Here is a 25,087-nt window from a genome sequence, read left to right on the forward strand (position 1 = left end):
ACGCAGACGCGGGAGTCACCAATATGTCGGTTGAGAGCAGCGAGACCACGGCGCAGGGCCTGATCCTCAGTTCCGCGGCCGCGGCGAAGGTCAAGAGCCTGCTGGAGCAGCAGGGCGAGGAAGGTCTCCAGCTGCGCGTGGCCGTGCAGCCCGGCGGCTGTTCCGGCCTGCGCTACCAGCTCTTCTTCGACGACCGTTCGATGGACGGCGACGTCGTCTCCGACTTCGACGGCGTGAGCGTGGTCACCGACCGGATGAGCGCCCCCTACCTCGTGGGCGCCACCGTCGACTTCGTCGACACGATCGAGAAGCAGGGCTTCACGATCGACAACCCCAACGCCACCGGCTCGTGCGCCTGCGGCGACTCGTTCAACTAGGCGAGTTCTCCGCGAGGCGGGCGAGCGAGAACGCCCGGCCCCGCGGGGGTGACATCGGTCACCCTCGCGGGGCTTTCGCATGCGCGGCCGCGGTAGCACGCTGACACGAGCGGGACGCGAGCAAGGTCGCGTATTCTTGCGTGGCTCATCTTCCCGCGTGGACCAACCGCCCGCGTTTCCAGAGATGCTGACAACGAGGAGAAGAACCCCGTGCGCATCGCCGTCACCGGCTCAATCGCGACCGACCAACTGATGACCTTTCCCGGCCGCTTCAGTGACCAGCTCATCGCCGATCAGCTCCACCGGGTCTCCCTGTCGTTCCTCGTGGACGACCTGCAGGTCCGCCGCGGCGGCTGCGCGGCCAACATCGCGTTCGGAATGGGCTGCCTGGGCCTCAGGCCCGTCCTGGTCGGCGCGGTCGGCTCCGACTTCGCCGACTACCGCTCCTGGCTGGAGCGCCATGGCGTCGACTGCGACTCCATCCACGTCTCCGAGACGCACCACACCGCGCGCTTCCTGTGTACGACCGACGAGGATCACAACCAGATCGCCTCGTTCTACACCGGCGCGATGGCCGAGGCCCGCCTCATCGAGCTCGGTCCGGTGGCCCAGCGGATCGGTGGCCTGGACCTGGTGCTGATCAGCCCCAACGACCCCGAGGCGATGCTCAGGCACACCGCCGAGGCGCGCCAGCGCGCGATCCCGTTCGCGGCCGATCCCTCCCAGCAGCTCGCCCGTATGCCCGGGGAGCAGATCCGTGAGCTGGTCGACGGCGCCGCCTACCTGTTCGGCAACGACTACGAGAAGGGCATGATCGAGCAGAAGACCGGCTGGAGCGACGAGGAGATCCTCGGCCGGGTCGGCGTCCGCGTCACCACGCTCGGTCCCAAGGGCGTCGTCATCGACCGCGAGGGCGAGCCGTCCCTGCACGTCCCCTCGGCGCCCGAGCTCGGCAAGGTCGACCCCACCGGCGTGGGCGACGCCTTCCGTTCCGGCTTCCTCGCCGCCCTGGCCTGGGGGCTGTCCCTGGAGCGCTGCGGCCAGGTCGGCAACCTCACCGCCACCCACGTCCTGGAGCGTGTCGGCGGCCAGGAGTACGAGCTCGGCCAGAAGGTCTTCCTGGAGCGCCTCGCCGACGCCTACGGTGCCGACGCCGCGGCCGAGGTGGCCGCCTTCGTGAAGTGCCACCACGCCTGAGCCACCGCGCTGAGCCACCGCGCTGAGCCACCGCGCTGAGCCACCGCGCTGAGCCAGCGAGCCTGACCACCGGGCCTGAGCCACCGCGCCTGACCACCGGGCCTGTGACGCTCCTCCCGAGTCGCCACGGCCGTGACGGTCATCCCTGAGCCATCACGGCCGCGACGCCTCAGCTGAGCCGTTGCGCCACGGCGTCTCTTCGGACCCCATGTCTTTCCCGGGCACCGTGTTCGAGCCGCCGATCGGAGCACCGGCCGGGCCGTCGCCCGGCGGTGGCCCCGGCCGGTGCCGCCGGTACGGCGGCCACCGTCAGGCACCTGTGTCGGCCGGGTGCCGGTCAGGTGGCGGGTGTCAGAGATTCGCGTAGACGCGATGCACGAACTCGGCCATCTTGTCGTCGGGCAGCTTCCTCGCCAGATCGGCCTCGGTGATCATGCCGACGATGCGGCCGTCCTCGATCACCGGCAGCCTCCGGATCTGGTTCTCCTCCATCTTGGCGAGCGCCTCCTCGACGCTCGCGTCCGACGACACCCAGACCAGGCCGGTGGCGAGGTCTCCCGCGGTCGTCGTGGAGGGGTCGAGGCCGTGCGCCACGCACTTGACCACGATGTCGCGGTCGGTGATGATCCCCTTCAGCCGGTCGTCGCTGCCGCAGATGGGCAGGGCGCCCACGTTCATGTCCCGCATCATCTGCGCCGCCCGGTCGAGCGTCTCGTGCGCCTCGACGCACCTGACCCCGGTGTGCATCAGGTCTCTCGCCGTCTCACCGCTCATGTCGTCCCCCCGAACTGTTTGGGCGTGTTTTCGGGAGGGTCATACCCAATTTCGGGACATGTCAGTAATTGCGGCGCACGTGGATGGCCCAGCCGCCCTCGGGGAGTTCGTGGCTGCCCACGTGGTGGTGCGACTTCAACCGGCACCAGGCCGGGATGTCGGTGAAGGCGGCCGGGTCGTCGGCGAGGACCGCGACGATCCCCTCGCGCGGCACGTCGTTGATCTGGGCCGCGAGCATGATGATCGGGATCGGGCACTTCTTGCCCAGCGCGTCGATCGTGAGGGCCACCGGCTGCGCCGATCCCGCCGGGGTGGCCTGGCTGGAGGTCATCGCGTCTTCACTCCCCGAATGTTGATCAAAGCTTGACCCCCGCCTCCTCGCGGATCCTGCGCACCATGCCCGGCAGGACGGAGAGGAAGCGGTCGACATCCGCCGTCAAGGTGCCCCGGGGCAGCGAAACGCGGACGTTCCCGTGCGTGAGCACGCCCATGGCCTCCAAAACATGCGACGGACGAAGCGTACTCGCCGTGCAGGAACTGCCGGACGACACCGAGAACCCGGCCTTGTCCAGCTCGGTGAGCAATGCCTCACCTTCCACGTAAAGACACGAAAAGGTGACGATATGCGGTGCCCGAGCGACCGGATCACCGATGACCTCGACGTCGGGGACGAGCCGGGGCACCTCGGCCCTGACGCGATCCACCAGCGCCGAGAGCCTGGCCGACTCCACGACCGACTCGGCCACCATGGCGCGCAGCGCGGCGGCCGCGGCGACGATCGCGGGGACGTTCTCGAACCCGGGGACCCGGCGGCGCTCGCGGTCGTCCTCGGGCAGCGGGGTGCGCCACCGGGTGCCCTTGCGGACCACCAGCACGCCGACCCCGGCGGGCCCGCCCCACTTGTGCGCGCCGGCGGCGAGCACCGACCAGCCGGGGGGCGGCGGCATCCTGCCCACCGTCTGGGAGGCGTCCACCAGCAGGGGCACCCCCACCTCCGCGCACGCCGCCGCCGCCTCGGCGACCGGCTGGAGCGTGCCGACCTCGTGGTTGGCGCTCTGCAGGCAGGCCAGCGCCGTGCCCTCGGCGCGGACCGCCTCGCCGAAGGCGTCGGGGTCGACCGCGCCGGTGATGCCGACGCCGACCGTCTCGACCGAGCCGCCGTCGCGCTCGTGGACGCCCGCCGCGTGCAGCACGCTGGAGTGCTCCACGGCCGAGGTGACCAGGCGGCGGCCCGTCCTGCGGCGTCCGTGCAGGGTGCCGAGGACGCCCAGGTGCACCGCCTGGGTGCCGGAGGTGGTGAAGGAGACCTCGTCGGGCCTGGCGCCCAGCGCCTCGGCCACCTCGACACGCGCCTGTTCCAGTAACATCCTTGCCCGGCGGGCGGCACCGTACAGTCTCGCGGGGTCGGCCCAGCCGACGTCGAGGGCCGCGATCAGAGCCTCGCGAGCCTGGGGGTGCAGCGGCTCCGTGGAGGCCGCGTCGAAGTACGCCACCTCTCAATCGTCGCACCACGCGCGGTGCGTGCGGGGGCTGCGGGGGAGGGCGAGGGTGGTCCGCGCTAATGTGTCCCCCAGCGTGAAGCTGTGAACTACGAAATCTTGAACGTGAACAAACGACCGCCCAGGAGCGACTCCTGGGCTTCATCTGTGGGGTAGGCGATCCGTGAGTCCGACCCGCCGTTCTGCACGGCGTCCGTTGGCCCGCCGCCGGGTGCCGCGCGCTGCCGCTCTGGCACTGCTGCTGGTTTCCCTGACGGCGTGCAGTGCCGAAGACTGGTCCCGAGCCGGCTTGCCCGAGGGCGTCACCAAGCAGTCCGAAGCCGTCCAGAGTCTGTGGAACGGATCGTGGATCGCGGCCCTCGCCACCGGTGTGGTCGTGTGGGGCCTGATCCTGTGGTCCGTCGCCTTCCACCGTAAGAAGAAGAACTCCAAGGACGAGCTGCCGCCTCAGGTGCGGTACAACCTCCCGATCGAGATCCTCTACACGGTGGTGCCGATCATCATGGTCGGCGTCTTCTTCTTCTTCACCGCGCGCGACCAGAACTACATCACCAGCATGTCCACCAAGCCCGACGTGACGGTCAAGGTCGAGGGCTTCCAGTGGAGCTGGCGCTTCACCACGGAGTACAACGGCAAGACCGCCCAGGTGGTCGGCCAGCCCGCCTCCGACTACACCAAGGGGCCGCAGCTGGTGCTGCCGGCCGGCAGGAAGGTGAAGTTCGACCTGCACTCGCCGGACGTCATCCACTCCTTCTGGGTCCCGGCGTTCCACTTCAAGCTCGACGTGATCCCCGGGGTGAACAACAGCTTCGAGGTCGACACCTTGGAGAAGCCCGGCACCGTCCACGCCGGACGCTGCGCCGAGCTCTGCGGCGTCGACCACAGCCGGATGCTCTTCTCGGTGAAACTCGTCACCCCGGCCGAGTTCGACCAGTACATCGCTAGCCAGGCGGGTGCCCAGTGACCGCACTTAACGAACCCCTCGTCCACTCCCCGATGCCGCCGACCCGCAAGGGGTCGATCATCACGAAGTGGGCGTCGTCCACCGATCACAAGATCATCGGACACCTCTACCTGATCAGCTCGTTCATCTTCTTCATCATCGGCGGCGTGATGGCGCTGATCATGAGGGCGGAGCTGGCGCAGCCGGGTCTGCAGTTCACCAGCAACGAGCAGTTCAACCAGCTGTTCACCATGCACGGCACGATCATGCTGCTGATGTTCGCGACCCCGCTGTTCGCGGGCTTCGCCAACGAGCTCATGCCCCTGCAGATCGGCGCCCCCGACGTCGCGTTCCCGCGGCTGAACATGGTGAGCTACTGGCTCTTCACCTTCGGCAGCCTCATCGCCCTGTCGGGCTTCATCACCCCGGGCGGCGCGGCGAGCTTCGGCTGGTTCGCCTACACCCCGCTGTCGAACGCGATCAGCTCTCCCGGGATCGGCGGAGACCTGTGGATCGTGGGCCTCACCATCAGCGGTCTGGGCACGATCCTCGGCTCGGTGAACTTCATCACCACGATCATCTGCATGCGCGCGCCCGGCATGACGATGTTCCGCCTGCCGATGTTCACCTGGAACGTCCTGCTCACCTCGATCCTGGTGCTGATGGCCTTCCCGGTGCTGGCCGCCGCGCTGCTCGCGCTGGAGGCCGACCGCAAGCTCGGCACGCACATCTTCGCCCCCGAGACCGGCGGCGCGCTGCTCTGGCAGCACCTGTTCTGGTTCTTCGGGCATCCCGAGGTCTACATCATCGCGTTGCCCTTCTTCGGCATCGTGACCGAGATCCTGCCGGTCTTCAGCCGCAAGCCGCTGTTCGGCTACATCGGCCTGGTCGGTGCGACGATCGCGATCGCGGGTCTGTCGATCACCGTGTGGGCGCACCACATGTTCCCCACAGGGCAGGTGCTGCTGCCGTTCTTCTCGTTCATGACGTTCCTCATCGCGGTGCCCACCGGGGTGAAGTTCTTCAACTGGATCGGCACCATGTGGCGCGGCCATCTGTCGTTCGAGTCGCCGATGCTGTTCTCGGTCGGCTTCCTGGTGACGTTCCTGTTCGGTGGCCTGACCGGCGTCATCCTCGCCTCCCCGCCGCTGGACTTCCAGGTCTCCGACTCCTACTTCGTGGTCGCGCACTTCCACTACGTGGTCTTCGGCACCGTGGTGTTCGCGATGTTCGCGGGCTTCTACTTCTGGTGGCCCAAGTTCACCGGCAAGATGCTGAACGACACGATGGGCAAGATCCACTTCTGGACGCTGTTCATCGGTTTCCACACCACCTTCCTGGTGCAGCACTGGCTCGGCGCGCAGGGCTTCCCGCGCCGCTACGCCGACTACAGCCCGATCGACGGGTTCACCGATCTCAACATGATCTCGTCGGTGGGCGCGTTCCTGCTGGGCGCCTCCACACTGCCGTTCCTGTACAACGTGTGGAAGACCCACAAGACCGCGCCGAAGGTCACCGTGGACGACCCGTGGGGTTACGGAAACTCCCTCGAATGGGCGACGTCCTGCCCGCCGCCGAGGCACAACTTCACCTCGCTGCCCCGTATCCGGTCCGAGCGCCCGGCGTTCGACCTCAAGCACCCGCACATCCCGGCCCGTGAGCTGGAGGAGAGCCGATGAAGGTCCAGGGCTGGCTGTTCATCCTCTGCGGCGTCTTCTTCGCCGCCGTGGACGTCGTCTACTGGTACTGGTCGAAGGAGCCGGTCGGCACGACCGCGATGGCCATCTCGGTGGGCTTCGCGTTCATGATCGGTTACTACCTCATGTACACGGCCCGCCGCATCGGCGACCAGCCGGAGGACGACAAGCAGGGCGAGATCAGCGACGGCGCGGGGGAGCTCGGCTTCTTCAGCCCGCACAGCTGGTGGCCGCTCTTCGTCTGCCTCGCCGTCGCGCTCAGCGGGGTCGGCCTGGTCATCGGCTGGTGGCTGTTCCTGATCGGCGTCTTCGCGATCGTGATGAGCATGATCGGTTTCGTCTTCGAGTACTACCGGGGCAACTTCTCGCACTGACCCCGCGCTTCTCACCACAAACCGGGCGGGCCACGGAAAAACTTCCGTGGCCCGCTTTTTGGCGTTTATTGGACGCTCCAGGCGGTCGTCTTATGTGGCGAACCGCTTACTCCGGGTAATAACTGACTCAGTGGTTCAGTCCGGGACAGGGGAGTTCATGTGGGGCACGCGATCCGTGGTCGGAGCCAGGGAGCGGGACTGCTTGCCCTCGCACTGGTGACGGCCTCCTGCTCGGGAAACACCGCCGTACAGGGCGAGAAGGCGCCGCAGGCGTCACAGAACCCGGCCGCCGCGGCCGCGGCCGTCACCGTGGCCCCCCTCGACAGGGCCACGGGGGTCGCCACGGACACGCCCGTCCTGGTCGCGGCGCAGGGCGGCACCCTCAAGCAGGTCGCCGTGAAGGCCGTGAAGGGCGCCAAGGGCTCCCTGCCGGGCGTTCTCAGCGCCGACGGCACACAGTGGCGCAGCAGCGGCCTGGCGGCTCCTGGAGCCTCCTACGAGGTCTCCGTGACGGCCGTCAACCCGGAGGGCGCCGTCACCACCAAGACCTCCTCCTTCTCCACGGTGAAGGGGAACGAGACCTTCACGATCGAGAGCTTCATGCCGGGCAGGGACTCGACCGGCCTCACCGTCGGCGTCGGCATGCCGGTGATGATCACCTTCGACCGGGACGTCACCGACCGCGTCTCCGTCGAGCGCAACCTTCTCGTCCGCACCTCCAGGCCGGTCCTGGGCGCGTGGCACTGGTTCGACAACCGGAACGTGCACTTCCGCCCGAAGAACTTCTGGCCCTCGGGCACCAAGGTCAGGGTCGAGGCCCGCCTCGCGGGGGTGCGCGGCGGCGACGGCCTGTACGGGGCCGCGAACAAGGTCGTCAACTTCAAGATCGGCCGTTCGCAGATCACCCGGGGCACCATCCAGTCGCACAACCTCACGGTGAAACGCAACGGCAAGGTCGTCCGCGAGATGCCGATGAGCGCCGGGCAGGGCGGCGACTGGAAGTACCACACGACCAGCGGGGTGCATCTCGCCATGTCCAGGGAGAACGTCACCGTGATGACCTCCCCGGGCATCGGCCCCGGTTCCCCCGGCTACTACCAGCTGACCGTCTACGACACCGTCCGCATCTCCAACAGCGGCGAGTACATCCACAGCGCCCCGTGGTCGGTCGGCTCCCAGGGCAACTCCAACGTCAGCCACGGATGTGTCAACGTCAGCCCGAGCAACGCCAAGTGGTTCCTCGACAACACCCTGATCGGGGACCCGATCATCATCACCGGCTCGCCCCGCGTCCTGGAGCCCACCAACGGGTGGGGCCACTGGCAGGAGAGCTGGAAGGAATGGCTCAAGTGGAGCAGCCTCAAGCACTTCACCACCGACGACGTCTGACGGTCCCGGTGCGAGGACGCGGTTGAGCGCCTCGGGGCGGGGACGGCCACCGGCCGCGGCGCCCTGAAATCCGCCGAGGGCGGGAGACGCGGCTTGAGCGCCCCGACTCCTGGTCTGGTACACGAAAGCCCCCGAGAAGCCCTCTGAGGGCCTTCCGGGGGCATCATGGCAGCTCAGGACGTCTCCGTCCGAGGTGTCGCCGTGCTCCCGGCGGCGCGGAGACGCCCTCCCGCGCCGTGACGGGTGCTGCCGCGTGAGCCCGCGCGGCCTCGGTGTTCCCGGCGGTTCACCGGCATCGCCTTCGTGGTGTCGAGAGGGGCCGGCGGTTCGTGGACATCATCCCGTGAACGACCCGCGAACGACCCCACGAACGACCCCACGAACGACGAGGGGCCCGGACACCGTGTGGTGTCCGGGCCCCTCGGGTGGCCGGTGGTGCAGGCCGTGACGGATCAGCGGGTCAGGGACTTGTCCTCGCCGCCCTGGCCGACCGTCGCGTGCTCCTCGTGGCTCCCGTCGCCGATGGCGCCGTGGCCCTCGCCGTGGCCGTGGCCGTCGTCCAGCGGGATCTTCTCGCCGCCGTACGCCGCGCTCATCTTGGCGCGGAGCCGGCCGAGCGGGCCGCGCATCCCCTTGGAGGGGATGTCGTCGCGCCCCTTCGGGCCCGCGCCGTCTCCGGAGACGATCGGGACCGCCTCCTTGCCCCGCATGTGGGCCTCGATCGCCTCGTTCGGCGGTACGTGGACCTCGATGTACTCGCCGTGGGGCAGCCGCTTGATCACACCGGACTCGACACCGTGGCCGATGATCGCCGCGTCGCTGCGCTGCAGGCCGAGGCAGATCCGGTAGGTGACGATGTAGGCGATCACGGGACCCGCGATGACCAGGAACCGGCCCGCGTAGGTCGTCCAGTTCAGCGAGATGTGGAAGAACGCGGAGATCTCGTCGTTGGCGCCCAGCAGCCACAGCACGCCGTAGAACGTGACCGCCGACATGCCGATCGCGGTGCGGTGCGGGTTGTTGCGGGGACGCTCCACGACGTGGTGCTCGCGGCGGTCCCCGGTGACCCACTGCTCGATGAACGGATACAGCGCCAGGCCCGTCATCACGATGCCCATCGGCACCAGGGCCGGGATGAGCACGCTCATCGCGATCGTGCCGCCCCCGGTGCCGAAGAGGTTGAGCTCCCAGGCGGGCATGAGGCGCAGCGAGCCTTCGAGGAAGCCCATGTAGAAGTCGGGCTGCGAGCCCGCCGAGATGTCGGCGGGGCTGTAGGGACCGTACAGCCAGATCGGGTTGATCTGGGCGAAGGTGCCCAGCAGCGCGATGACCCCGAAGGTGAACATGAAGTAGGCGCCGGCCTTGATCATGAAGGCCGGGTAGAACGGCGCGCCCACCACGTTCTCGTTGGTGCGGCCCTTGCCCGGCATCTGCGTGTGCTTCTGGACCCACATCAGGATCATGTGGGCCGAGATGAGCGCCAGCAGGACGGCCGGGATGAGCAGGATGTGGATCGAGTAGAAGCGCGCGACGATGTCCTCGCCGGGATACTCGCCGCCGAAGAGGAAGAACGTGAGCCAGGTGCCGATCAGCGGCAGCGAGATCGCCACGCCCTCGGTGATCCGCAGACCGGCGCCGGAGAGCAGGTCGTCGGGGAGGGAGTAACCGGTCAGGCCCGCGAGCAGCGCCAGCGTGAGCAGCAGCACGCCGATCAGCCAGTTGAACTCACGGGGCTTGCGGTAGGCGCCGGTGAAGAACACCCGCAGCATGTGGACCATCATGCCGGCGATGAACAGCAGGGCCGCCCAGTGGTGCATCTGCCGCATCAGCAGGCCGCCACGCACGTCGAAGCTGATGCTCAGCGCCGAGGCGTACGCCTCGGACATGACGACGCCCTGCAGCGGACCGTAGGACCCGGTGTACTCGACGTGGCCCATGCCGGGCTTGAAGAAGAACGTCAGGAACGTGCCGGTCAGCAGCACGACGATGAACGAGTAGAGGGCGATCTCACCCAGCAGGAACGACCAGTGGTCGGGGAAGATCTTCCGGAGGTTGCGCCGGAGGAAGTTTCCCGCGCCGATACGGTCGTCGACGTAGGTGCTCGCGCCCTCGATGGGCTTGGGAACGGTCTCCATGCTCATTACTGTTGGGCTCCGTTCTCACGGACCTCGGCCTCGGCGTCGCCGCGCTCCCAGAAGCTGGGGCCGACGGGGACCGGGAAGTCCGCCGTTGCGACGAGGTATCCCTCATTATCGACGTCGATCGGCAGCTGAGGCAGGGGCCGGGCGGCCGGGCCGAAGATGACCTTGGCGCCGTCGGCGGCGTCGAAGGTCGACTGGTGACACGGGCACAGGATGTGGTGGGTGGTCTGCTCGTACAGGGCCGCGGGGCAGCCGACGTGCGTGCAGATCTTGGAGTACGCCACGATCCCGTCGTGTGTCCAGTTCAGGTTAGTGCCTGATTTGAGCTCCTCGGGACGGAACTTGATCAGGATCAGTGTGGCCTTGGCCAGCGCGTTCAGGTCGTGCTCGTATCCCTCGGGCACCACGGAGAGGATGCCGCCGGGGGAGTTGAAGTCGGCGGCCCTGATGGGGGAGCCGCTTCCCTCGACGATGAGCTTGCGCTGCTTGCCGTCCTTGGTCTTCTCTCCCCAGACGGTGTGCCGGAGCTTGGCGGGGAAGTCCGAGTAGCTCGGGCCGAGGTCGCGCAGCAGGACCAGCGGGGCGAGACCGAGGGGGGCGGCGGCGAGGAGCAGGGTGCGGCGCAGCAGCGGGCGCTTGAGGATGCCGCTCTCGTTCGCGCCCTGCACGAAGGTCGTGCCCACGTAGGACCTGGTCGCGGGGTCGGAGGCCATCGGGTGGCGCTCCTGGACCAGGTTGTACTTGGGCATGACCATGCGGGCCCAGGTCGTCATGCCCGCGGCCAGCCCGAGCAGCGCGAGCGTGAGCGAGGCGCCCAGCGCGAGGTTGGAGACCTGGGTGGTCTCGAGGTCGCCGACCTGGAAGACCACGTACGACACCACGAAGCCGATGCCGCCCAGGAAGGCGACGAGGAAGCACAGGGCGGCGTATCGCTCGCCCTTCCTCGCGGTCGCCTCGTCCTGCGGGGTCACACCGGGAACCTGGACGGACTCAGCCCTCCTCGGCTCCTCATGGCCGAGAAGGGAGGTGCTCGCCGCCGGGGAGGGGGTGCCGATCACGCGCTTGGGCGCGCGCTCCTCCGGCTGCTCGATGTCGTGATTGTTGTCAGTCATTTGGCCTGTCGCCTCTTCGCGGTGATCCAGATGGCGGCCAGGGAGAGGAGGCTGAGGCCGACGATCCAGGCCACCAGACCCTCCGTGACCGGGCCGATGCGGCCGAGACCGGCGCCACCCGGGTTGGGCTCCTCACGCACGCCCACGATGTAGGCGATCATGTCCCGCTTCTGCTCGGGGGTGATGATGCTGTCGTTGAACACCGGCATCGCCTGCGGGCCGGTGATCATCGCCTCGTAGATCTGCCTCTCGGTGGCCTCGTGCAGCGGCGGTGCGTACTTGCCCTGGGTCAGGGCGCCGCCGGAGCCGACGAAGTTGTGGCACTGGATGCAGTTCGCGCGAAACAGCTCGCCACCCCTGGCCTTGTCGCCCTTGGAGGCGTCGACCTGCTCGTCGGTCGGGATGGTCGGGCCACCGCCGAGTGACTGCACGTAGGCGGCGAGCTGCCGGACGGTGTCCTCGTTGACCCAGGGCGCCGGGGGCTTGCGCGGTGCCTGCGCGCCGGGGTTGGCCAGGGGCATGCGGCCGCTGCTGACCTGGAAGTCCACGGAGGCGGCGCCGACGCCGATCAGGGTCGGACCCTGGGCGGTGCCCTCGGCGTTGAGACCGTGGCAGCTGGAGCAGCTCTGCTCGAAGAGCTTCTTGCCCTCCGCCACGTCGTCGGCCCTGCCGGAAGCGATGGCGGCGTCGGCCTGCCGGCTCGGAGAGATCGAGAGCACGACGGTGTAGACACCGCCTATCAGGCCCAGGGCCAGGAGCAGGACGGCGTATCTCGCGAGGGGATGCCGCCGCCCAGCGGTGATCCTATTCACAGAGATCCCCGATTCCTTAGTGAATGCCATAGATGGTTACGAAAAGCCCGATCCAGACCACATCGACGAAGTGCCAGTAGTAGGACACGACGATCGCGCTGGTCGCCTGCTCACGGGTGAAGCGCTTCGCGGCGTACGTGCGTCCCAGCATGAACAGGAACGCGATCAGTCCACCCGTCACGTGCAGGCCGTGGAAGCCGGTGGTGAGGTAGAACACGGAGTCGTACGCGGAGTGCGACAGCGTGTGCCCCTCGTGGACCAGCTCGCTGTACTCGTACAGCTGGCCGGCCACGAACACGGAGCCCAGCACGAAGCTGACGATGTACCAGAAGCGCAGCTTGGCGACCTGGCCCTTCTCGGCCGCCCACACGCCCAGCTGGCAGGTCACACTGGACAGGACCAGGATGATCGTGTTGCCCAGGGCGAACGGGATGTTCAGGTGGGCCTCGGGCCAGGGAAGTCCCTGGCCGATGCTCACCGACCGGATGGTGAAGTACATCGCGAACAGCGCCGCGAAGAACATGAGCTCGGAGGACAGCCAGACGATCGTCCCGACGCTGACCAGATCGGGCCGGCGGGACGAGTGTGCTGTCGTCGTCGTTGAAATTGCGGATGCTGTCGCCACGGGCAGCATTATTGCGGCTCTCCTGCTCGGGTCGCCGCACGACCCCCCGTTAGGGGGTGCATACGCCCCCTCAAAGTGGACGTATAGGGCAATTTTCTCGGCGCTGGCTCCGGCCTGGGTCTCCGGAGCGGCTGACCGGTAGCATCCCAGGTGACCATACATCGACGAGGGATAGTGAGCGCGACCGTGAGCACCGACGACAAGATGAGGGTTCTCGTCTACAGCGACGACGCGAGCACCCGCGAGAAGGTGCGGCAGGCGATCGGCCGCCGCCCCGCCGGAGACGTGCCCCTCGTGGAGATCGTGGAGTGCGCCACCCACGCCAAGGTCGTCCAGCACTTCGACTCCGGGGAGATCGACGTCGCAGTGCTCGACGCCGAGGCCCAGCCGGCCGGAGGCATGGGCGTGGCCCGCCAGGCCAAGGACGAGGTCCACGACTGCCCGCCGATCTGCCTGCTGATCGCCCGTCGCGACGACCGCTGGCTCGCCGAGTGGTCGCGCGCCGAGGCCGTCGTGCCGCAGCCGATCGACCCGGTCGTCCTCGCCGAGACCGTCGCCGACCTGATGCGCCGCCGCTCCTCCACCCGCCTGTCCGCCCGCTAGCCCCTCGGAACCCCCCTGGAGAGACCTCTGATGGACGCGCGCACCACCTGGCCCGCGCTGTTGTCCGCCCTGCTCGCGGGCGAGCACCTGACGGCCGACGAGACCGCCTGGGCGATGAACCAGATCATGTCGGGCTCCGCCACACCCGCCCAGATCGCGGGCTTCGCGGTGGCGCTGAGGGCGAAGGGCGAGACGGTCGCGGAGGTGACCGGCCTGGCGCGCACGATGCTGGAGCGGGCCACCCCGCTCTCGGTCACCGGTCCCGTCGTCGACGTGGTCGGCACCGGCGGCGACCGGGCACACACCGTCAACGTCTCGACCATGGCCGCGATCGTGGCCGCCGCGGCGGGGGCGAGGGTCGTCAAGCACGGCAACCGGGCCGCCTCCTCCTCCTGCGGGGCCGCCGACGTCCTGGAACACCTCGGGATCGTGCTCGACCTCGCCCCGGCAGACACCGCGAGGGTCGCCGTGGAGGCCGGGATCGCCTTCTGCTTCGCGCCGGTCTACCACCCGGCGCTGCGCTTCGCGGGCCCGCCGCGCAAGGAGCTCGGCATCCCCACGGTCTTCAACTTCCTCGGCCCGCTGACCAACCCGGCCAGGCCCGCGGCCCAGGCGATCGGCATCTTCGACGAGGGCATGCTCCCCGTCGTCGCGGGCGTCTTCGCCGAGCGCGGGGTCTCCGCCCTGGTCTTCAGGGGTGACGACGGGCTGGACGAGCTCACCATCGCGACGACCTCCACGGTCTGGGTGGTGCGCCAGGGCGCGATGGAGAAGGTGGTCTTCGACCCGGCCGCCCTCGACATCCCCAGGGCGGCGCCCGACGCGCTGCGCGGGGGGGACGTGGAGTTCAACGCCCAGGCCGTCCGCGACCTGGTCGGCGGCAAGACGGGACCGGTCCGTGACGCGGTGCTGCTGAACGCCGCCGCCGCGCTGGTCGCCCTCGACGGCACGGGCGAGGGCGCGGGCGCAGGTGACGACCTGAACGCCGCGCTGGCCGCGGGCTACGAGCGCGCGACGCGGGCCGTCGACTCCGGCGCCGCCGCCGAGACCCTCGATCGCTGGGTCGAGGTCAGCCGGGCGCTCGCGCCGTCCTGACCCTCGATCGGCAGGTCCTCCCCTCTTGGGCGGATGGAAGATCCGCCCAAGAGAGGATGTGTCGCCGAGGGGAGCCGTTCTAGATTGCGGCCATGTGGCGTGTTGACCCCCTGGACGAGCAGGTGCTCCCCATCGTGCTGTCGTGCGCGGCGCTCGCACTGGGCGTGGCCGTGGCGAGCCTGGTGTGGGAGCGCAGGCTCCTGCTGCTGAGGCTCAGGTCCTGGGAGGCCAGGTTCGCCGACCAGGGGGAGGCCCTGGCCGGTGCCCGGCTCGCGCAGCGGCGGGCACGCATCGCCCGCGAGCTGCACGACGTCGTCGCCCACGGGATCAGCATGATGACGCTCGGGGTGGGCGCCGGACGGATGATCATGGACAAGGATCCCGAGCGGGCCAGGCAGACCCTGCGGGTGGCCGAGGAGACGGGACGCCAGGCACTCGTCGAGCTCCAGCGCACCCTCTCGTTGCTCGACCTCGACGGCCCCTCGACCGGCAGGACGCCACAGCCCAGACTGTCCGACCTTCGCGACCTGCTCGCCGAGGTCGGGGAGAAGGGCCTGCGGGTGGACATGGTCGAGGACGGCAGGCCCGCCGAGGTCGGGCTCGCCCTCGAACTGGTGGCCTACCGCATCGTCCAGGAGGCGCTCGCCAACACCCTGAGGCACGCCGGTGCCCGTTCGGCCCGCGTCACCCTGCGCTGGCGGCCGGGTTTCCTCGACGTCCTGGTACGGGACGACGGCAGGACCGTCCCCTCGGCCGCCGCGGGGCACGGCCTGCTCGGCATGCGCGAGCGGGCCACCCTGTTCGGCGGGACGCTGGCGGCGGGGACCCTGCCCGGCGGTGGGTTCGAGGTGCGGGCGAGATTGCCCACCGCGGGCGAGGTGGGAGGCCGCACGGGTGGGGCGGACGAGGGGGACGTCACCGTCGTCGGGCCGCTCCGGGGATTCGCCGGGGTCGGCGAGGCGGACGAGGACGACACGGTCCCGGTCTCGCGCCCCGCCTCGGCCCGTACGGGGGAGGATGCCTCAAGCCCCGGCACGGGGTGAGGATGCCGGGCCTGCGCTCCGGCTCGGCCCGTGCGGGCCGAGGTCATACCCCGGTGCTCGCCTACGTCGTCTCCGTCAGTCGGACTCGCCGAGGCCGATCGAGAAGGCGGCGTCCAGGTCGTGCCGCGAGTAGGCGCGGAAGGCGACGTGGGTCTCGGTGTGCAGCACCCCGTCGACCTTGTTGATCCGGCCGGGGACGACCTCGGCGATCTCCTCGTAGGAGGTGACGCGGACCATGGCCATCAGGTCGTACTCCCCGGTTATGGAGTAGACCTCGCTCACCCCGTCGATCTCGGCGACCGTCTGGGCGACCTCGGGGATCCGGTCCACCTCGGCGTTGATGTGAACGATCGCGGTGACCACGAGCTTCCTCCTCGTTGAGTGCGGCTTGCCGCCTCAGAAGCTATCAGCGCGGCCGTCAGCGCAGCGGGCGGCCCTCACGTGCCCTGCGCGGCTCGGCCGTCCGGTAGGCGCGGTCGATGCGGGCCTTGAGCCGGCCCGCGCCGGAGACGGGCAGGCTCCAGGTGCCCTCCACCTGCACCAGCCGCACTCCCGGCGACTCCAGCCAGCGCAGGACGCACTCCGTCTCCTCCGCGCTGGCGGCGTGGACCGGCCCGGGCCCTCGCGCCACCGTCTCCGCGGTGGCGGTCAGCGCCTCGACGAACGGGGTGGGGTGGGCGCCCCTCGGCATCACCCCGGCCGAGGCGAGCCGCCCGTAGCGGACGACGTGGATCTCCCAGGCGCCGTCGGGCAGGGGGGCGGCGGCGACCATCTGGGAGATCGTGGTCAGCGATCGCAGCCGTTGCATGCGGGCCGAGGTGCGGACGTAGGAGGCGAGCCGGTCGCGGTCGGCCGCGGCCTCCTCGTAGCGCTGGTCCAGGGCGAGGCGCTCCATCCTGGCCTCGATCGCGGAGAAGACCGGGGCCGCGTCCAGCTCCATGGCCCGGCGGGCCGCCACGACGTGCACGGCGTACTCTTCCGGGCTCTGGCGGCCCTCGCACGGCGCCCCGCACCTCCCGATCTCGGCGAGGGCGCAGGCGGAACGCCTGGTGCGCGGGGTGATCCGTTCGGTGCACTGCCGCAGCGGGACCGTCTCGTGCAGGGCCGTGCGGGCGTCCTCGGCGGCGCGGACGCTGTTGAACGGGCCCAGGTAGGAGGCCGCGTCGTCCTTGACCTCGCGGACGACCGACAGGCGGGGGAACGGCTCGTCGGTCAGCTTGAGCCAGAACATCTTCTCGGGGAAGCGCGACCTGCGGTTGTAGCGGGGCTTGGCCGAGCCGATCAGCCGCAGCTCCCTCACCTCGGCCTCCAGTGAGGTCGCACAGCCGATGGTCCGCACCCTCGCGGCGATGCCGATCATCTCGCGGACGCGGGGCCTGGTCTCGCTCGCGGTGAAGTAACCGCGCACGCGGTTGCGCAGGTTGGTGCTCTTGCCGACGTAGAGCGGGTCACCGCCCTCGTCCTCGAACACGTAGACGCCGGGACCCGCGGGAACCGCGTCGGCCAGGTGCCGCTTGCGACGCTGCTCGGGAGTGGGAGCGCGGACGAAGCCCTTGAGCTCCTCCAGCGTCCGCACCCCGAAGGAGCCCGCCCGCTCCAGCAGGGCGTGCAGCACGTCGACGGTGGCCTGCGCGTCGGCGAGCGCCCGGTGGCAGGGCTCGGTGCCGCTGAAGATCCTGGCCAGGGTGGCCAGCTTGCAGTTGGGCGCCTCGTCGCGGGTGAGCAGCTTGCGGGCGAGATCGACGGTGTCGACGACCTGGTGGGCCGGCGGGGGATACCCGTGCGCGGCGCAGGCCGCCTTGAGGAATCCGAGGTCGAACCCCGCGTTGTGCGCCACGAGGGTGGAACCCGTGGCGAACTCCAGGAAGGACGGCAGCACCGACTCGATCCTCGGCGCGGCCACCACCATGCTGTCGGTGATGCCCGTCAGCACCGAGATGAACGGCGGGATCGGCGAGCCGGGGTCGACCAGGGTGGCGAACTCGCCGAGCACCTCGCCGCCCCTGACCTTGACGGCGCCGATCTCGGTGATCGCGTGCTCGCCCGCGGAGACGCCGGTGGTCTCCAGGTCGAACACGACGAAGGTGACCTGGCTGAGCGGGGTGCCCAGCTCGTCGAGTGTTCCCTGTACGGCGTAGTCCACGATTCACGACCATAGAAGCCTCGACCGACATTTACCGCACCGGGCCCTTCCGCGCCCGGTGCGCGCCGGGCGCGGGGAGAGCCCGCGGCCTCCACGGATCCGCGAGGGCCTCCGACGGGCCTTCGATCGGGCCTCCGACGGGCTTTCGCGTGCCTTCACGAGTGCCTTCAGGGGGACTTTCACGGGTGTTCTCTCCGGGGCCTCAGCCCCAGTGGCTTCCGTCCAGCATCCGTTCGAGGGCGGCCCGGTGCATCACCAGGTCGTCGGGATCGCCCGGCATGACCCGCTCGCCGAAGTGGATCCTGCGGTGCTCGACGCGGGCCATGATGATGCCGTGCCTGAGGGCGGCGTACGTCTCGTAGAACTCCATGTCCCGAGGCTTGTATCCCGTTATTTCGTAGTACGTCTGGCAGACATCCTCGCGCCGCATGAAGTCCGGTATCCCCGGCAGCTCCATGAACTCGGTGATCTCCTGGAAGAAGGCGTGCAGGAAGATCATCCAGGAGATGTCCAGCTCACGGGGGCCGATCGCGGCCATCTCCCAGTCGAGCACCGCAACGGGGGTGAAGTCCTGGTACATCACGTTGCCGATACGGGCGTCACCCCAGGTCAGCACGTCGGGTCCGGGATCCGCCGGCCAGTGCTCCTCCAGCCAGGCGAACGCCCGCTCCAGCAGCGGCACGGGCATGGAGCCGTGCGCCCACTCGTAGTAGGCCCGCTGTTCCTCGACGTGCCTGCGCAACGCCGTTTCGCCCGTCCCCGGGCTCCGCAGGGGGCGTAGCTCCTCCGCGGTGAAGCGGGCGTCGTGCAGCGTGGCCAGGATCTCGACGCTGCCGCGCTGCAGCCGGTCGCGGTCGGCGGGGGAGGCGTCCAGCAGCCGGCTCCCGAAGGTGTAGGGCATCACGTCCGGCGGTATGTCGCCGGTGAGCCGCTCCATCACGAAGAACGGGGCGCCCAGCGGGCCGGGGTCGGGCTCGTACCACAGGGTCCGGGGCGCGAGCACGCCCGCGCGCTCCCTCGCCAGCCGCATGACCTCGTACTGCCTGCCGAGGTCGTAGCCGGGGAAGACCGGGACGGCCTCGTCCGCCGGGGCCATCCTGGCGACGCACGGAAGGTCGTACCCGCCCTCGGCCGAGGTCCAGGAGGCGTCGAAGAACAGGGTCTCGCTGGACATGCCGTTGTTCAGGGGACGGGAAAGCGGAGAGATCGTGGCCGGGCCTCCCACCCTCAGGGAGAGCCACGACCTCATCCGCTCGCGTAACTCCCCGAGGTCGCGGGTCGAGGTCCGTATCTTCTCGCTCCGCCGGTCGTGCTCGTTCGTCGGCTCATGCATCGCGCTCTCCCGGGTGGCGTACGTCACAAGGTGATCCGCCAGTCGTAACCCAGCAGCAAGCGCTTGTCCATAAAGCGTTCACGGCCTCGTCGATCACCGGCCCACGTACGGTCAGGTCGGGGTCACGGTGCGGTAGCCGTACCCTTGACGTGAAGACCGATCCGAGTAGGGGCCGTGATGAGTTCAGCCGGAGAGGGCCTGTCTCGTCCGTTACCCGAGCAGGTTCGCTTACACGTCGTGGAGCTGGCCGCCCAGATCCTCGGTTCGATGCCCGCGGCCTCGGTGCCACTTCCGCTGAAGGGGATCGCCAGGTTCGATCCCCGCAAGCGGGCCAGGCTGGGCGGCGCCCCGATCGCCGCGCAGCTGGAGGTCGACAAGAAGTTCCGTGAGCTGGTCGCGGAGACGCTGACCGCGGGCTGGCCCGAGCTGGTCGCGAGCCTGGCCGAGGGCACGGTCCCGCCGGCGGCCGAGCCCGTCATGGTGGCCGCCGCCGCATACCTGACCAGGCCGCCGGGCTGGGCGGACATGGTGGAGGCGGCCCGCGCCGAGCTGGAGAGGTCGGCCGTCGCGGCCGAGGGCTCCGCCCAGGAGCAGACGGTCTCCCGGCTGCGCGAGCAGCTGGCCGCCCAGAAGACCGCGGCCAAGGAGGAGTCCGAGCGGCTGCGCGAGCAGCTCAAGACCTCACGTTCGGAGGTCTCCGACCTGCGCCGCAGGCTGCACGAGGCCCGCGAGCGGACCAAGGCGGCCGAGGCGCGTGCCGCCGCGGCCCAGGAGGTGGCCGACGAGGCCAAGGCCGCCGCGCTCTCGGCGGGCAGCACCGTGGAGAGCGAGCTGCGCCGCCTGCGCGAGCGGCTCGCCGACGCCGAGCGGCAGCTGGAGTCGACGCGCAGGGCCGCGCGCGAGGGCCGCAGCGTGGAGGACACCAAGGTCCGGATGCTGCTCGACGCCCTGCAGGACGCCGCCGCCGGGCTGCGCAGGGAGCTCGCCCTGCCCTCGGGCATCCACCGTCCCGCCGACTCGGTCGCCTCGGTGGCGCCGGGCAGGCAGGGGGTCCAGGCGGTTCCCGCGCGGGCGCTCGCCGACGACGATCCCGCCCTGCTCGACCAGTTGCTCGCGCTGCCACAGATCCATCTGATCGTCGACGGCTACAACGTGACCAAGGCCGGTTACGGAACGTTCACCCTGGCCGACCAGCGAAGCCGCCTTCTCACCGGTCTCGGCGCGCTCTACGCGCAGACCCGCACCGAGCTGACCTGCGTCTTCGACGGCGCCGAGCTGAACGGGCCGGTCCCGGTGTCGGCACCCAGGGGGGTGCGCGTGCTGTTCAGCGCCCCGAACCAGATCGCCGACGACCTGATCCGCCAGCTCGTCCGCGCCGAGCCCGCGGGGCGCGCGATCGCGGTGGTCTCCTCGGATCGCGAGGTGGCCGAGTCGGTGCGCAGGATGGGCGCGAGGCCGGTGCCCTCGGTGCTTCTTCTCAGACGTCTGGGCCGCGCGTAAACCTTTTCAGGTCGTGGGGCATCGGATCACCCAGGAGGCTCGATTCGTTGACTTTCTCCCCACGGTTGAAGGCGGGGGTCTCCGTGCTGAAAGGGTCCAGATGAAGAAGATCATAACGCTCGCCCTCGCCGTCCTGGCCGCAGGGGCGACCGTCACCACCCCCGCGACGGCCGAGGCGGCCGCCATTCCCAGAGGTTTCCTGCTGTACGAGAAGGACGCCGCCAAGAAGGACAACGATCCCGAGACCAACTGGACGGTCGGCAACTCGGCGAAGGCCAGGCTCGCCGTCAACCCGTGCGACAGGCGCACACTGGCCGCGACCGGCCGCGTGGCCGCCCGGACGGTGACCTTCACCGGCGTGCCGGACTTCATGAAGGTCGAGCAGGTGATCCTGTACGGCTCACGGGCCTCGGCCGCCTCGGCCGTCGCCCAGGTGCGTGCCGCCCTGGTCAAGTGCGCGGCCAGGACCGACTCCGGCGCGAGTTACCGCTACGCCTCCTCGCGCCTGACCGGGCTCGGCGACGAGGCGCTGAGGATCTCCGGCCAGGTCTACTACGGCAGGAAGGCCGGGGTGGGCGGTGACCGGAGCGTGCTGGTCAGGAAGGGCAACGCCGTCCTGGTCTATCTCTGGGCGGGGGAGTACGACAAGCCGGCGAAGGGCGACTGGAGCGTCCAGCTGCGCGACGCCAGGAGGATGACCGCCAAGATCTGCGACATCGCCGCCTGCGGGTAGTGCGACCGGAGTACCGGCGGGAGTGCTTTCCGAGGCCGGGACACCACCCGTTCCCAGGGGGCGCTTCCCGCGGTGCCCCCCTGCGGCCGAGGTACCGCTCCTGACAGGGCCGTCTCCCGCGGCCGACGACGCCCTCCGGGGAGAAAGCCGTCGGCCGCGGGTAAAGCGGTCACCTGCGAACAAGGAGCAAACCCGGTGAAAAGGTGAGTCAACCATTACTTCTTCTGTACTATTCGCCGCAGGTCTGGTGCAGTCGGGAGGCGTTGACGTGGCCGTGGCGGGTTTGCCGGTTGGACTGATTCGGATACCGGTGGCGGTAGGGCTCGCTCTCGCGCTGTTGACGATGCCGGTGAGCGGAGCGTCCGCCCAGCTGAGGCCGACCCCCGCCGAGGCGAAGAAGAAGCTGGAGAAGCTCAACGAGCAGGCCGACCAGATCGTCGAGAAGTACAACCAGGCCTCGGAGAAGTGGAAGCGGGCCAGGAAGAAGTACGGCGATCTGAACGCCGATCTGACCCGCCAGAACAAGCAGGTCGCCGGGCTGCGCAAGGAGCTCGTCTCGATGGCCGTCAGCAGCTACCAGGTCGGGTCGATCAACGGCTGGGAAGGCATGATCTACCAGTCCGACCCCGGTGCCCTGCTGAGCGGCCTGGCGGCCGCCGACCAGATGTCCACCTCCCGCGCCCAGTCGCTGAACGCCTTCGACGAGGCCACCAAGGCGCTGCGGATCGGCCGGGACGAGGCGAAGAAGGCCCTGGTCGACGCCGACAAGACGCGGGACGAGCTGGCCGAGGAGAAGGCCAAGGCCGAAAAGATGGTGAGGGCACAGACGAAGCTCCTGCGCGAGCTCAACGCCTTCAAGGTGGGCAACCCGCAGAGCACCGGGGTCCAGTACACCGGCTCAGCCTCGGGCAACGCCCGCGCCGCCCTGCAGTTCGCCTTCGCCCAGATCGGCAAGCCCTACCGGTACGGCGGCACGGGCCCGGCAGGCTGGGACTGCTCCGGCCTGGTCCAGGGCGCCTGGCGCAACGGGGGAGTCTCCCTTCCCCGGACGACCTGGGAGCAGTGGAGCTGGGGTGCGAGCCGCAAGGTCTCCCTGAGCGACCTCCAGCCCGGCGACCTCATCTTCAGCGAGGGCCTCGGCCACGTCAGCATGTACGCGGGCAACGGCCAGATCGTGCACGCCCCGCAGACGGGCGACGTCGTCAAGACCGTCCCGCTGTCGTCCTACGGCCGTCGTATCGTCGGAGCCGTCCGCCCCTGAGCGTTGCCCCGCGGCGTTGTCAGTGGCCGTCAGTGGTCGTCAGTGGCCGCCATGACCCCCGGTGGCGCCCGGTGCCCCAGGCGGTTCCCCGGTGCTCCCCTGTGGCTCAGCGGCCCCACGGCGGCTCCGTCCGCAGTGGCCTGCGAGGCGACGGCGAGGCTCCCGCGCCGGGTGGGGTGCCGGAAAAAACCGGATGTGCCGGGCGCGGTGCTGCTGCGAGCATCGGAACATGATCAAACCATGGATACCCGACGAGCTCGCGTACGCCGGACCTGAGCACCTCGACGCCGCGTTCGTCGCCGGGTTCGACCGGAAGCAGGGCAGGCCCGACCCCGAAGAGGACCTCGCCGTGCTCGCGAGGCACGGCGTGGGGGAGAGCGCGACGGTGGTGGAGTTCGGCGCGGGGACCGGACAGTTCGCCCTGGCCGCGGCGCGGCGGTTCTCGCGGGTGGTGGCGGTGGACGTCTCCCCGGCGATGCACGACTTCCTGGCCGCCCGTGCCGCCGAGAACAGGCTCTCCGCGGTCGAGTGCGTGCGGGCGGGCTTCCTGTCCTACGAGCACACCGGGCCGCCCGCCGACGCGGTCTACACCCGCCACGCACTCCATCAGCTCCCCGACCTCTGGAAGGCCGTCGCGCTCGACCGCGTCGCGCGGATCGTACGGCCGGGGGGCGTCCTGCGCCTGCGTGACCTGATCTTCGACTTCCGGCCGGACGAGGCCGACGCCGTGTTCGGCCGCTGGCTCGACGGCGCGGCGGACGACCCCGCGCTCGGCTACACGCGCGAGGACTACGCCGAGCATCTGCGCACCGAGTACAGCACCTTCAGATGGCTGCTCGAACCGATGCTGGACGCCGTCGGCTTCGAGATCGTCGAGGCGGACTTCCAGCAGTCGATCTACGGGGCCTACACCTGTGTCAGGCGCTGAGAGCGTCCGGCCGACCGTCCGGGAACGGTCCATCATCGGTGGATCACGATGAGTGTGACGAACATTACGAAACCGTGATTTGCCGGGCGTGATGCGAAGGATGTGACGAGGGTCATATCTCATTAGCATAAATGGCCATTAAGCAGGGATAACAGGAAGATCAAGAAGGGGGCCGGCCCTCCCGGATTTGGGGAATGCTTTGCCGAACGTTGGGGATCGGGGTAACTTCTGGCGTCGCGACGTGCAAGCCACGCCGTCGCGGTGAATGTCGGTCTTCGGGCCGGTTCCCTTATAAGAATCCAGCCGGCCGCCGTGCCCCCACCCGGGGGCGGAGATCATTGCGGCGGCCCGCCGAATCCATGCAGCCAGGAGGCATGGAACCGGGGACCCAAAAGGCCCAGCACGCTGCGGCCAGGGGTGAATCGGCATGTTTATGCCGTAGGGCATCTTCCAAGCCCGAATCCGTCAGCTAACCCGGTAGGCATCAGTGGAAGCCCCAAGGAGAAATCCTGTCCAGCACCCTGCACAACCCTCGTCTGTCGCGCCTTTTCCGCCTTTCCCTCGGCGGTATCGCCCTCACGTTGACCGCCTCAGCCGGAGCGGTCACCCTCGGGCCCACGGCGGCGCAGGCGGCGGACGGTCCCCCCGAGATCCTGGTCAACAGCGCGGCCGGCGTCTCTGAGAAGACCGAAAGCACCACCAAGACCGTCACTCAGGCCTCGGCCACAGCCACGGCGAAGGCCACAGCCACGGCGAAGGCCAAGGTGAAGGCCAAGGCCAAGATGAGCAAGGCGGCACGACAGAAGGTACGGGCCGGTAAGGCGGTCTCGACGGCCAAGAAGCAGATCGGCACCCCTTACCGCTGGGGAGCCTCCGGGCCCGGAGCGTTCGACTGCTCGGGGCTCGTCCGGTACGCCTGGAAGAAGGCGGGTGTGTCCCTCCCCAGGGTCACCCACAGCCAGTACAGGGCGATCAAGAAGAAGGTCTCGTGGAGCAAACTGCGCCCCGGTGACCTGATGTTCTTCAGCGGGAAGGGCCACGTCGGCATGTACGTCGGCAAGGGCAGGATGGTCCACTCGCCGAGCAGTGGCAAGACGGTTCGTGTCGTGAAGCTGGCGGGCTACTACAAGTCCTCCTTCGCCGGAGCGGCACGACCCGGAGCCTGAGCCCGGGTGGGGGACCCGGGACCGCGTCGAGCGCGGCTCCCGAACTCCGAACCCGGGTGCCGGACCCGAGCACGGCGCCCGAGCGCCGGACCCGGGCACGGTGCCTGAGCACCGCGCCCGAGTACGGGAGCCCGAGCCCGCGTCCGGGCACACGCCGGAGGCGCGTCGAAAGCACGCGCCGAAAGCACACGCCCGAGCACGGAAAAGCGGCCCCGGCCCCCCCCCCCCCGGGGCCGGGGCGGGGCCACCCCCCCCCCGTCGCCGGATCATCGGACCGCCGAACGCCGACCGCCGGCCGAGTTCGCGGCGGGCCCGTCCCGCAACCGAGACTACCTCCTGGCC

The 25,087-nt window shown here is 69.5% G+C and carries 24 protein-coding genes and 1 riboswitch; of the genes, 14 read left to right on the top strand and 10 right to left on the bottom strand.

The features are described 5' to 3' along the window. Positions 1-23: 23 nt before the first annotated feature. Positions 24-377: a HesB/IscA family protein gene (locus ABT352_RS25645; protein ID WP_030910261.1), complete on the top strand. Its 354-nt coding sequence runs from the start codon at positions 24-26 to the stop codon at positions 375-377. A 210-nt stretch (positions 378-587) separates the two neighbouring features. Then, positions 588-1,574 carry a carbohydrate kinase family protein gene (locus ABT352_RS25650; RefSeq protein WP_350947465.1) on the top strand — a complete coding sequence of 329 codons (987 nt, stop codon included), beginning with the start codon at positions 588-590 and terminating at the stop codon, positions 1,572-1,574. 351 nt (positions 1,575-1,925) lie between these two features. Here ABT352_RS25650 and ABT352_RS25655 read toward each other — a convergent pair whose 3' ends face one another. From ABT352_RS25655 to ABT352_RS25665, 3 genes are all read right to left on the bottom strand, one after another. Beyond that, positions 1,926-2,348 carry a CBS domain-containing protein gene (locus tag ABT352_RS25655; RefSeq protein WP_350947466.1) on the bottom strand — a complete coding sequence of 141 codons (423 nt, stop codon included), beginning with the start codon at positions 2,346-2,348 and terminating at the stop codon, positions 1,926-1,928. A 61-nt stretch (positions 2,349-2,409) separates the two neighbouring features. Then, the gene (locus ABT352_RS25660; RefSeq protein ID WP_350947467.1) at positions 2,410-2,679 is read right to left on the bottom strand and encodes a sulfurtransferase TusA family protein; all 270 of its coding nucleotides are present in this window, start codon (positions 2,677-2,679) and stop codon (positions 2,410-2,412) included. A 25-nt stretch (positions 2,680-2,704) separates the two neighbouring features. Then, complete coding sequence (locus tag ABT352_RS25665; protein ID WP_350947468.1) at positions 2,705-3,841, bottom strand: cysteine desulfurase family protein; 1,137 nt, start codon at positions 3,839-3,841, stop codon at positions 2,705-2,707. Between the two features lie 217 nt (positions 3,842-4,058). Here ABT352_RS25665 and ctaC point away from each other — a divergent pair, with 217 nt between their 5' ends. The 4 genes from ctaC to ABT352_RS25685 all read left to right on the top strand — a co-directional run bounded on the left by ctaC (position 4,059) and on the right by ABT352_RS25685 (position 8,250). Continuing rightward, positions 4,059-4,811 (top strand): aa3-type cytochrome oxidase subunit II, encoded by a 753-nt coding sequence (gene ctaC, locus ABT352_RS25670; RefSeq protein WP_502992893.1) that lies wholly within the window; start codon positions 4,059-4,061, stop codon positions 4,809-4,811. 32 nt (positions 4,812-4,843) lie between these two features. Further along, complete coding sequence (gene ctaD, locus ABT352_RS25675) at positions 4,844-6,469, top strand: aa3-type cytochrome oxidase subunit I (protein WP_350947506.1); 1,626 nt, start codon at positions 4,844-4,846, stop codon at positions 6,467-6,469. Next, positions 6,466-6,861, top strand: a complete 396-nt coding sequence (locus ABT352_RS25680; RefSeq protein ID WP_350947470.1) for a cytochrome c oxidase subunit 4 — start codon at positions 6,466-6,468, stop codon at positions 6,859-6,861. The genes ctaD and ABT352_RS25680 overlap by 4 nt, the downstream gene beginning before the upstream one ends. A 159-nt stretch (positions 6,862-7,020) precedes the next feature. Then, positions 7,021-8,250 carry a L,D-transpeptidase gene (locus tag ABT352_RS25685; protein WP_350947471.1) on the top strand — a complete coding sequence of 410 codons (1,230 nt, stop codon included), beginning with the start codon at positions 7,021-7,023 and terminating at the stop codon, positions 8,248-8,250. Positions 8,251-8,702: 452 nt separating this feature from the next. Here ABT352_RS25685 and qcrB read toward each other — a convergent pair whose 3' ends face one another. The 4 genes from qcrB to ctaE are packed head-to-tail and all read right to left on the bottom strand — an operon-like array spanning position 8,703 to position 12,949. Further along, positions 8,703-10,391 (bottom strand): cytochrome bc1 complex cytochrome b subunit, encoded by a 1,689-nt coding sequence (qcrB, locus tag ABT352_RS25690; RefSeq protein WP_350947472.1) that lies wholly within the window; start codon positions 10,389-10,391, stop codon positions 8,703-8,705. Further along, positions 10,391-11,503, bottom strand: a complete 1,113-nt coding sequence (gene qcrA / locus ABT352_RS25695) for a cytochrome bc1 complex Rieske iron-sulfur subunit (protein WP_350947473.1) — start codon at positions 11,501-11,503, stop codon at positions 10,391-10,393. The genes qcrB and qcrA overlap by 1 nt, the downstream gene beginning before the upstream one ends. Further along, a complete protein-coding gene (qcrC, locus tag ABT352_RS25700; protein WP_350947474.1) occupies positions 11,500-12,315 on the bottom strand; it encodes a cytochrome bc1 complex diheme cytochrome c subunit in 816 nt (271 codons plus the stop codon). The genes qcrA and qcrC overlap by 4 nt, the downstream gene beginning before the upstream one ends. Positions 12,316-12,331: 16 nt before the next feature. Then, the gene (gene ctaE, locus ABT352_RS25705) at positions 12,332-12,949 is read right to left on the bottom strand and encodes an aa3-type cytochrome oxidase subunit III (protein WP_350947475.1); all 618 of its coding nucleotides are present in this window, start codon (positions 12,947-12,949) and stop codon (positions 12,332-12,334) included. A 195-nt stretch (positions 12,950-13,144) separates the two neighbouring features. On the opposite strand from ctaE, the gene ABT352_RS25710 reads away from it, so the two are divergent. From ABT352_RS25710 to ABT352_RS25720, 3 genes are all read left to right on the top strand, one after another. Next, entirely contained in the window at positions 13,145-13,543 is a 399-nt protein-coding gene (locus tag ABT352_RS25710; RefSeq protein WP_350947507.1) for a DNA-binding transcriptional response regulator, read from the top strand. Positions 13,544-13,573: 30 nt separating this feature from the next. After that, a complete protein-coding gene (gene trpD, locus ABT352_RS25715; protein ID WP_350947476.1) occupies positions 13,574-14,638 on the top strand; it encodes an anthranilate phosphoribosyltransferase in 1,065 nt (354 codons plus the stop codon). Between the two features lie 92 nt (positions 14,639-14,730). Continuing rightward, positions 14,731-15,681: a sensor histidine kinase gene (locus ABT352_RS25720; RefSeq protein ID WP_350947477.1), complete on the top strand. Its 951-nt coding sequence runs from the start codon at positions 14,731-14,733 to the stop codon at positions 15,679-15,681. Positions 15,682-15,756: 75 nt separating this feature from the next. Here ABT352_RS25720 and ABT352_RS25725 read toward each other — a convergent pair whose 3' ends face one another. The 3 genes from ABT352_RS25725 to ABT352_RS25735 form a co-directional block, all read right to left on the bottom strand. Continuing rightward, positions 15,757-16,044, bottom strand: coding sequence for an Lrp/AsnC family transcriptional regulator (locus ABT352_RS25725; protein WP_350947478.1), 288 nt, complete (start codon positions 16,042-16,044; stop codon positions 15,757-15,759). Positions 16,045-16,099: 55 nt separating this feature from the next. Then, positions 16,100-17,824: a DEDD exonuclease domain-containing protein gene (locus tag ABT352_RS25730; RefSeq protein ID WP_350947479.1), complete on the bottom strand. Its 1,725-nt coding sequence runs from the start codon at positions 17,822-17,824 to the stop codon at positions 16,100-16,102. 202 nt (positions 17,825-18,026) lie between these two features. Then, positions 18,027-19,157: a phosphotransferase family protein gene (locus ABT352_RS25735; protein WP_350947480.1), complete on the bottom strand. Its 1,131-nt coding sequence runs from the start codon at positions 19,155-19,157 to the stop codon at positions 18,027-18,029. Between the two features lie 177 nt (positions 19,158-19,334). On the opposite strand from ABT352_RS25735, the gene ABT352_RS25740 reads away from it, so the two are divergent. The 5 genes from ABT352_RS25740 to ABT352_RS25760 all read left to right on the top strand — a co-directional run bounded on the left by ABT352_RS25740 (position 19,335) and on the right by ABT352_RS25760 (position 24,745). After that, positions 19,335-20,657 carry an NYN domain-containing protein gene (locus tag ABT352_RS25740; protein ID WP_350947481.1) on the top strand — a complete coding sequence of 441 codons (1,323 nt, stop codon included), beginning with the start codon at positions 19,335-19,337 and terminating at the stop codon, positions 20,655-20,657. Between the two features lie 100 nt (positions 20,658-20,757). After that, complete coding sequence (locus ABT352_RS25745) at positions 20,758-21,390, top strand: hypothetical protein (protein ID WP_350947482.1); 633 nt, start codon at positions 20,758-20,760, stop codon at positions 21,388-21,390. Between the two features lie 310 nt (positions 21,391-21,700). Further along, positions 21,701-22,651 (top strand): C40 family peptidase, encoded by a 951-nt coding sequence (locus ABT352_RS25750; protein ID WP_350947483.1) that lies wholly within the window; start codon positions 21,701-21,703, stop codon positions 22,649-22,651. A gap of 229 nt (positions 22,652-22,880) precedes the next feature. Further along, positions 22,881-23,579, top strand: a complete 699-nt coding sequence (locus ABT352_RS25755; RefSeq protein WP_350947484.1) for a class I SAM-dependent methyltransferase — start codon at positions 22,881-22,883, stop codon at positions 23,577-23,579. A 339-nt stretch (positions 23,580-23,918) separates the two neighbouring features. Then, positions 23,919-24,078: riboswitch (cyclic di-AMP (ydaO/yuaA leader) on the top strand. An 82-nt stretch (positions 24,079-24,160) separates the two neighbouring features. Next, positions 24,161-24,745: a C40 family peptidase gene (locus ABT352_RS25760; RefSeq protein WP_350947485.1), complete on the top strand. Its 585-nt coding sequence runs from the start codon at positions 24,161-24,163 to the stop codon at positions 24,743-24,745. The last annotated feature ends 342 nt before the right edge of the window (positions 24,746-25,087 follow it).

The organism is Streptosporangium sp. NPDC000563, assembly GCF_040299985.1.
Lineage (GTDB): Bacteria > Actinomycetota > Actinomycetes > Streptosporangiales > Streptosporangiaceae > Streptosporangium.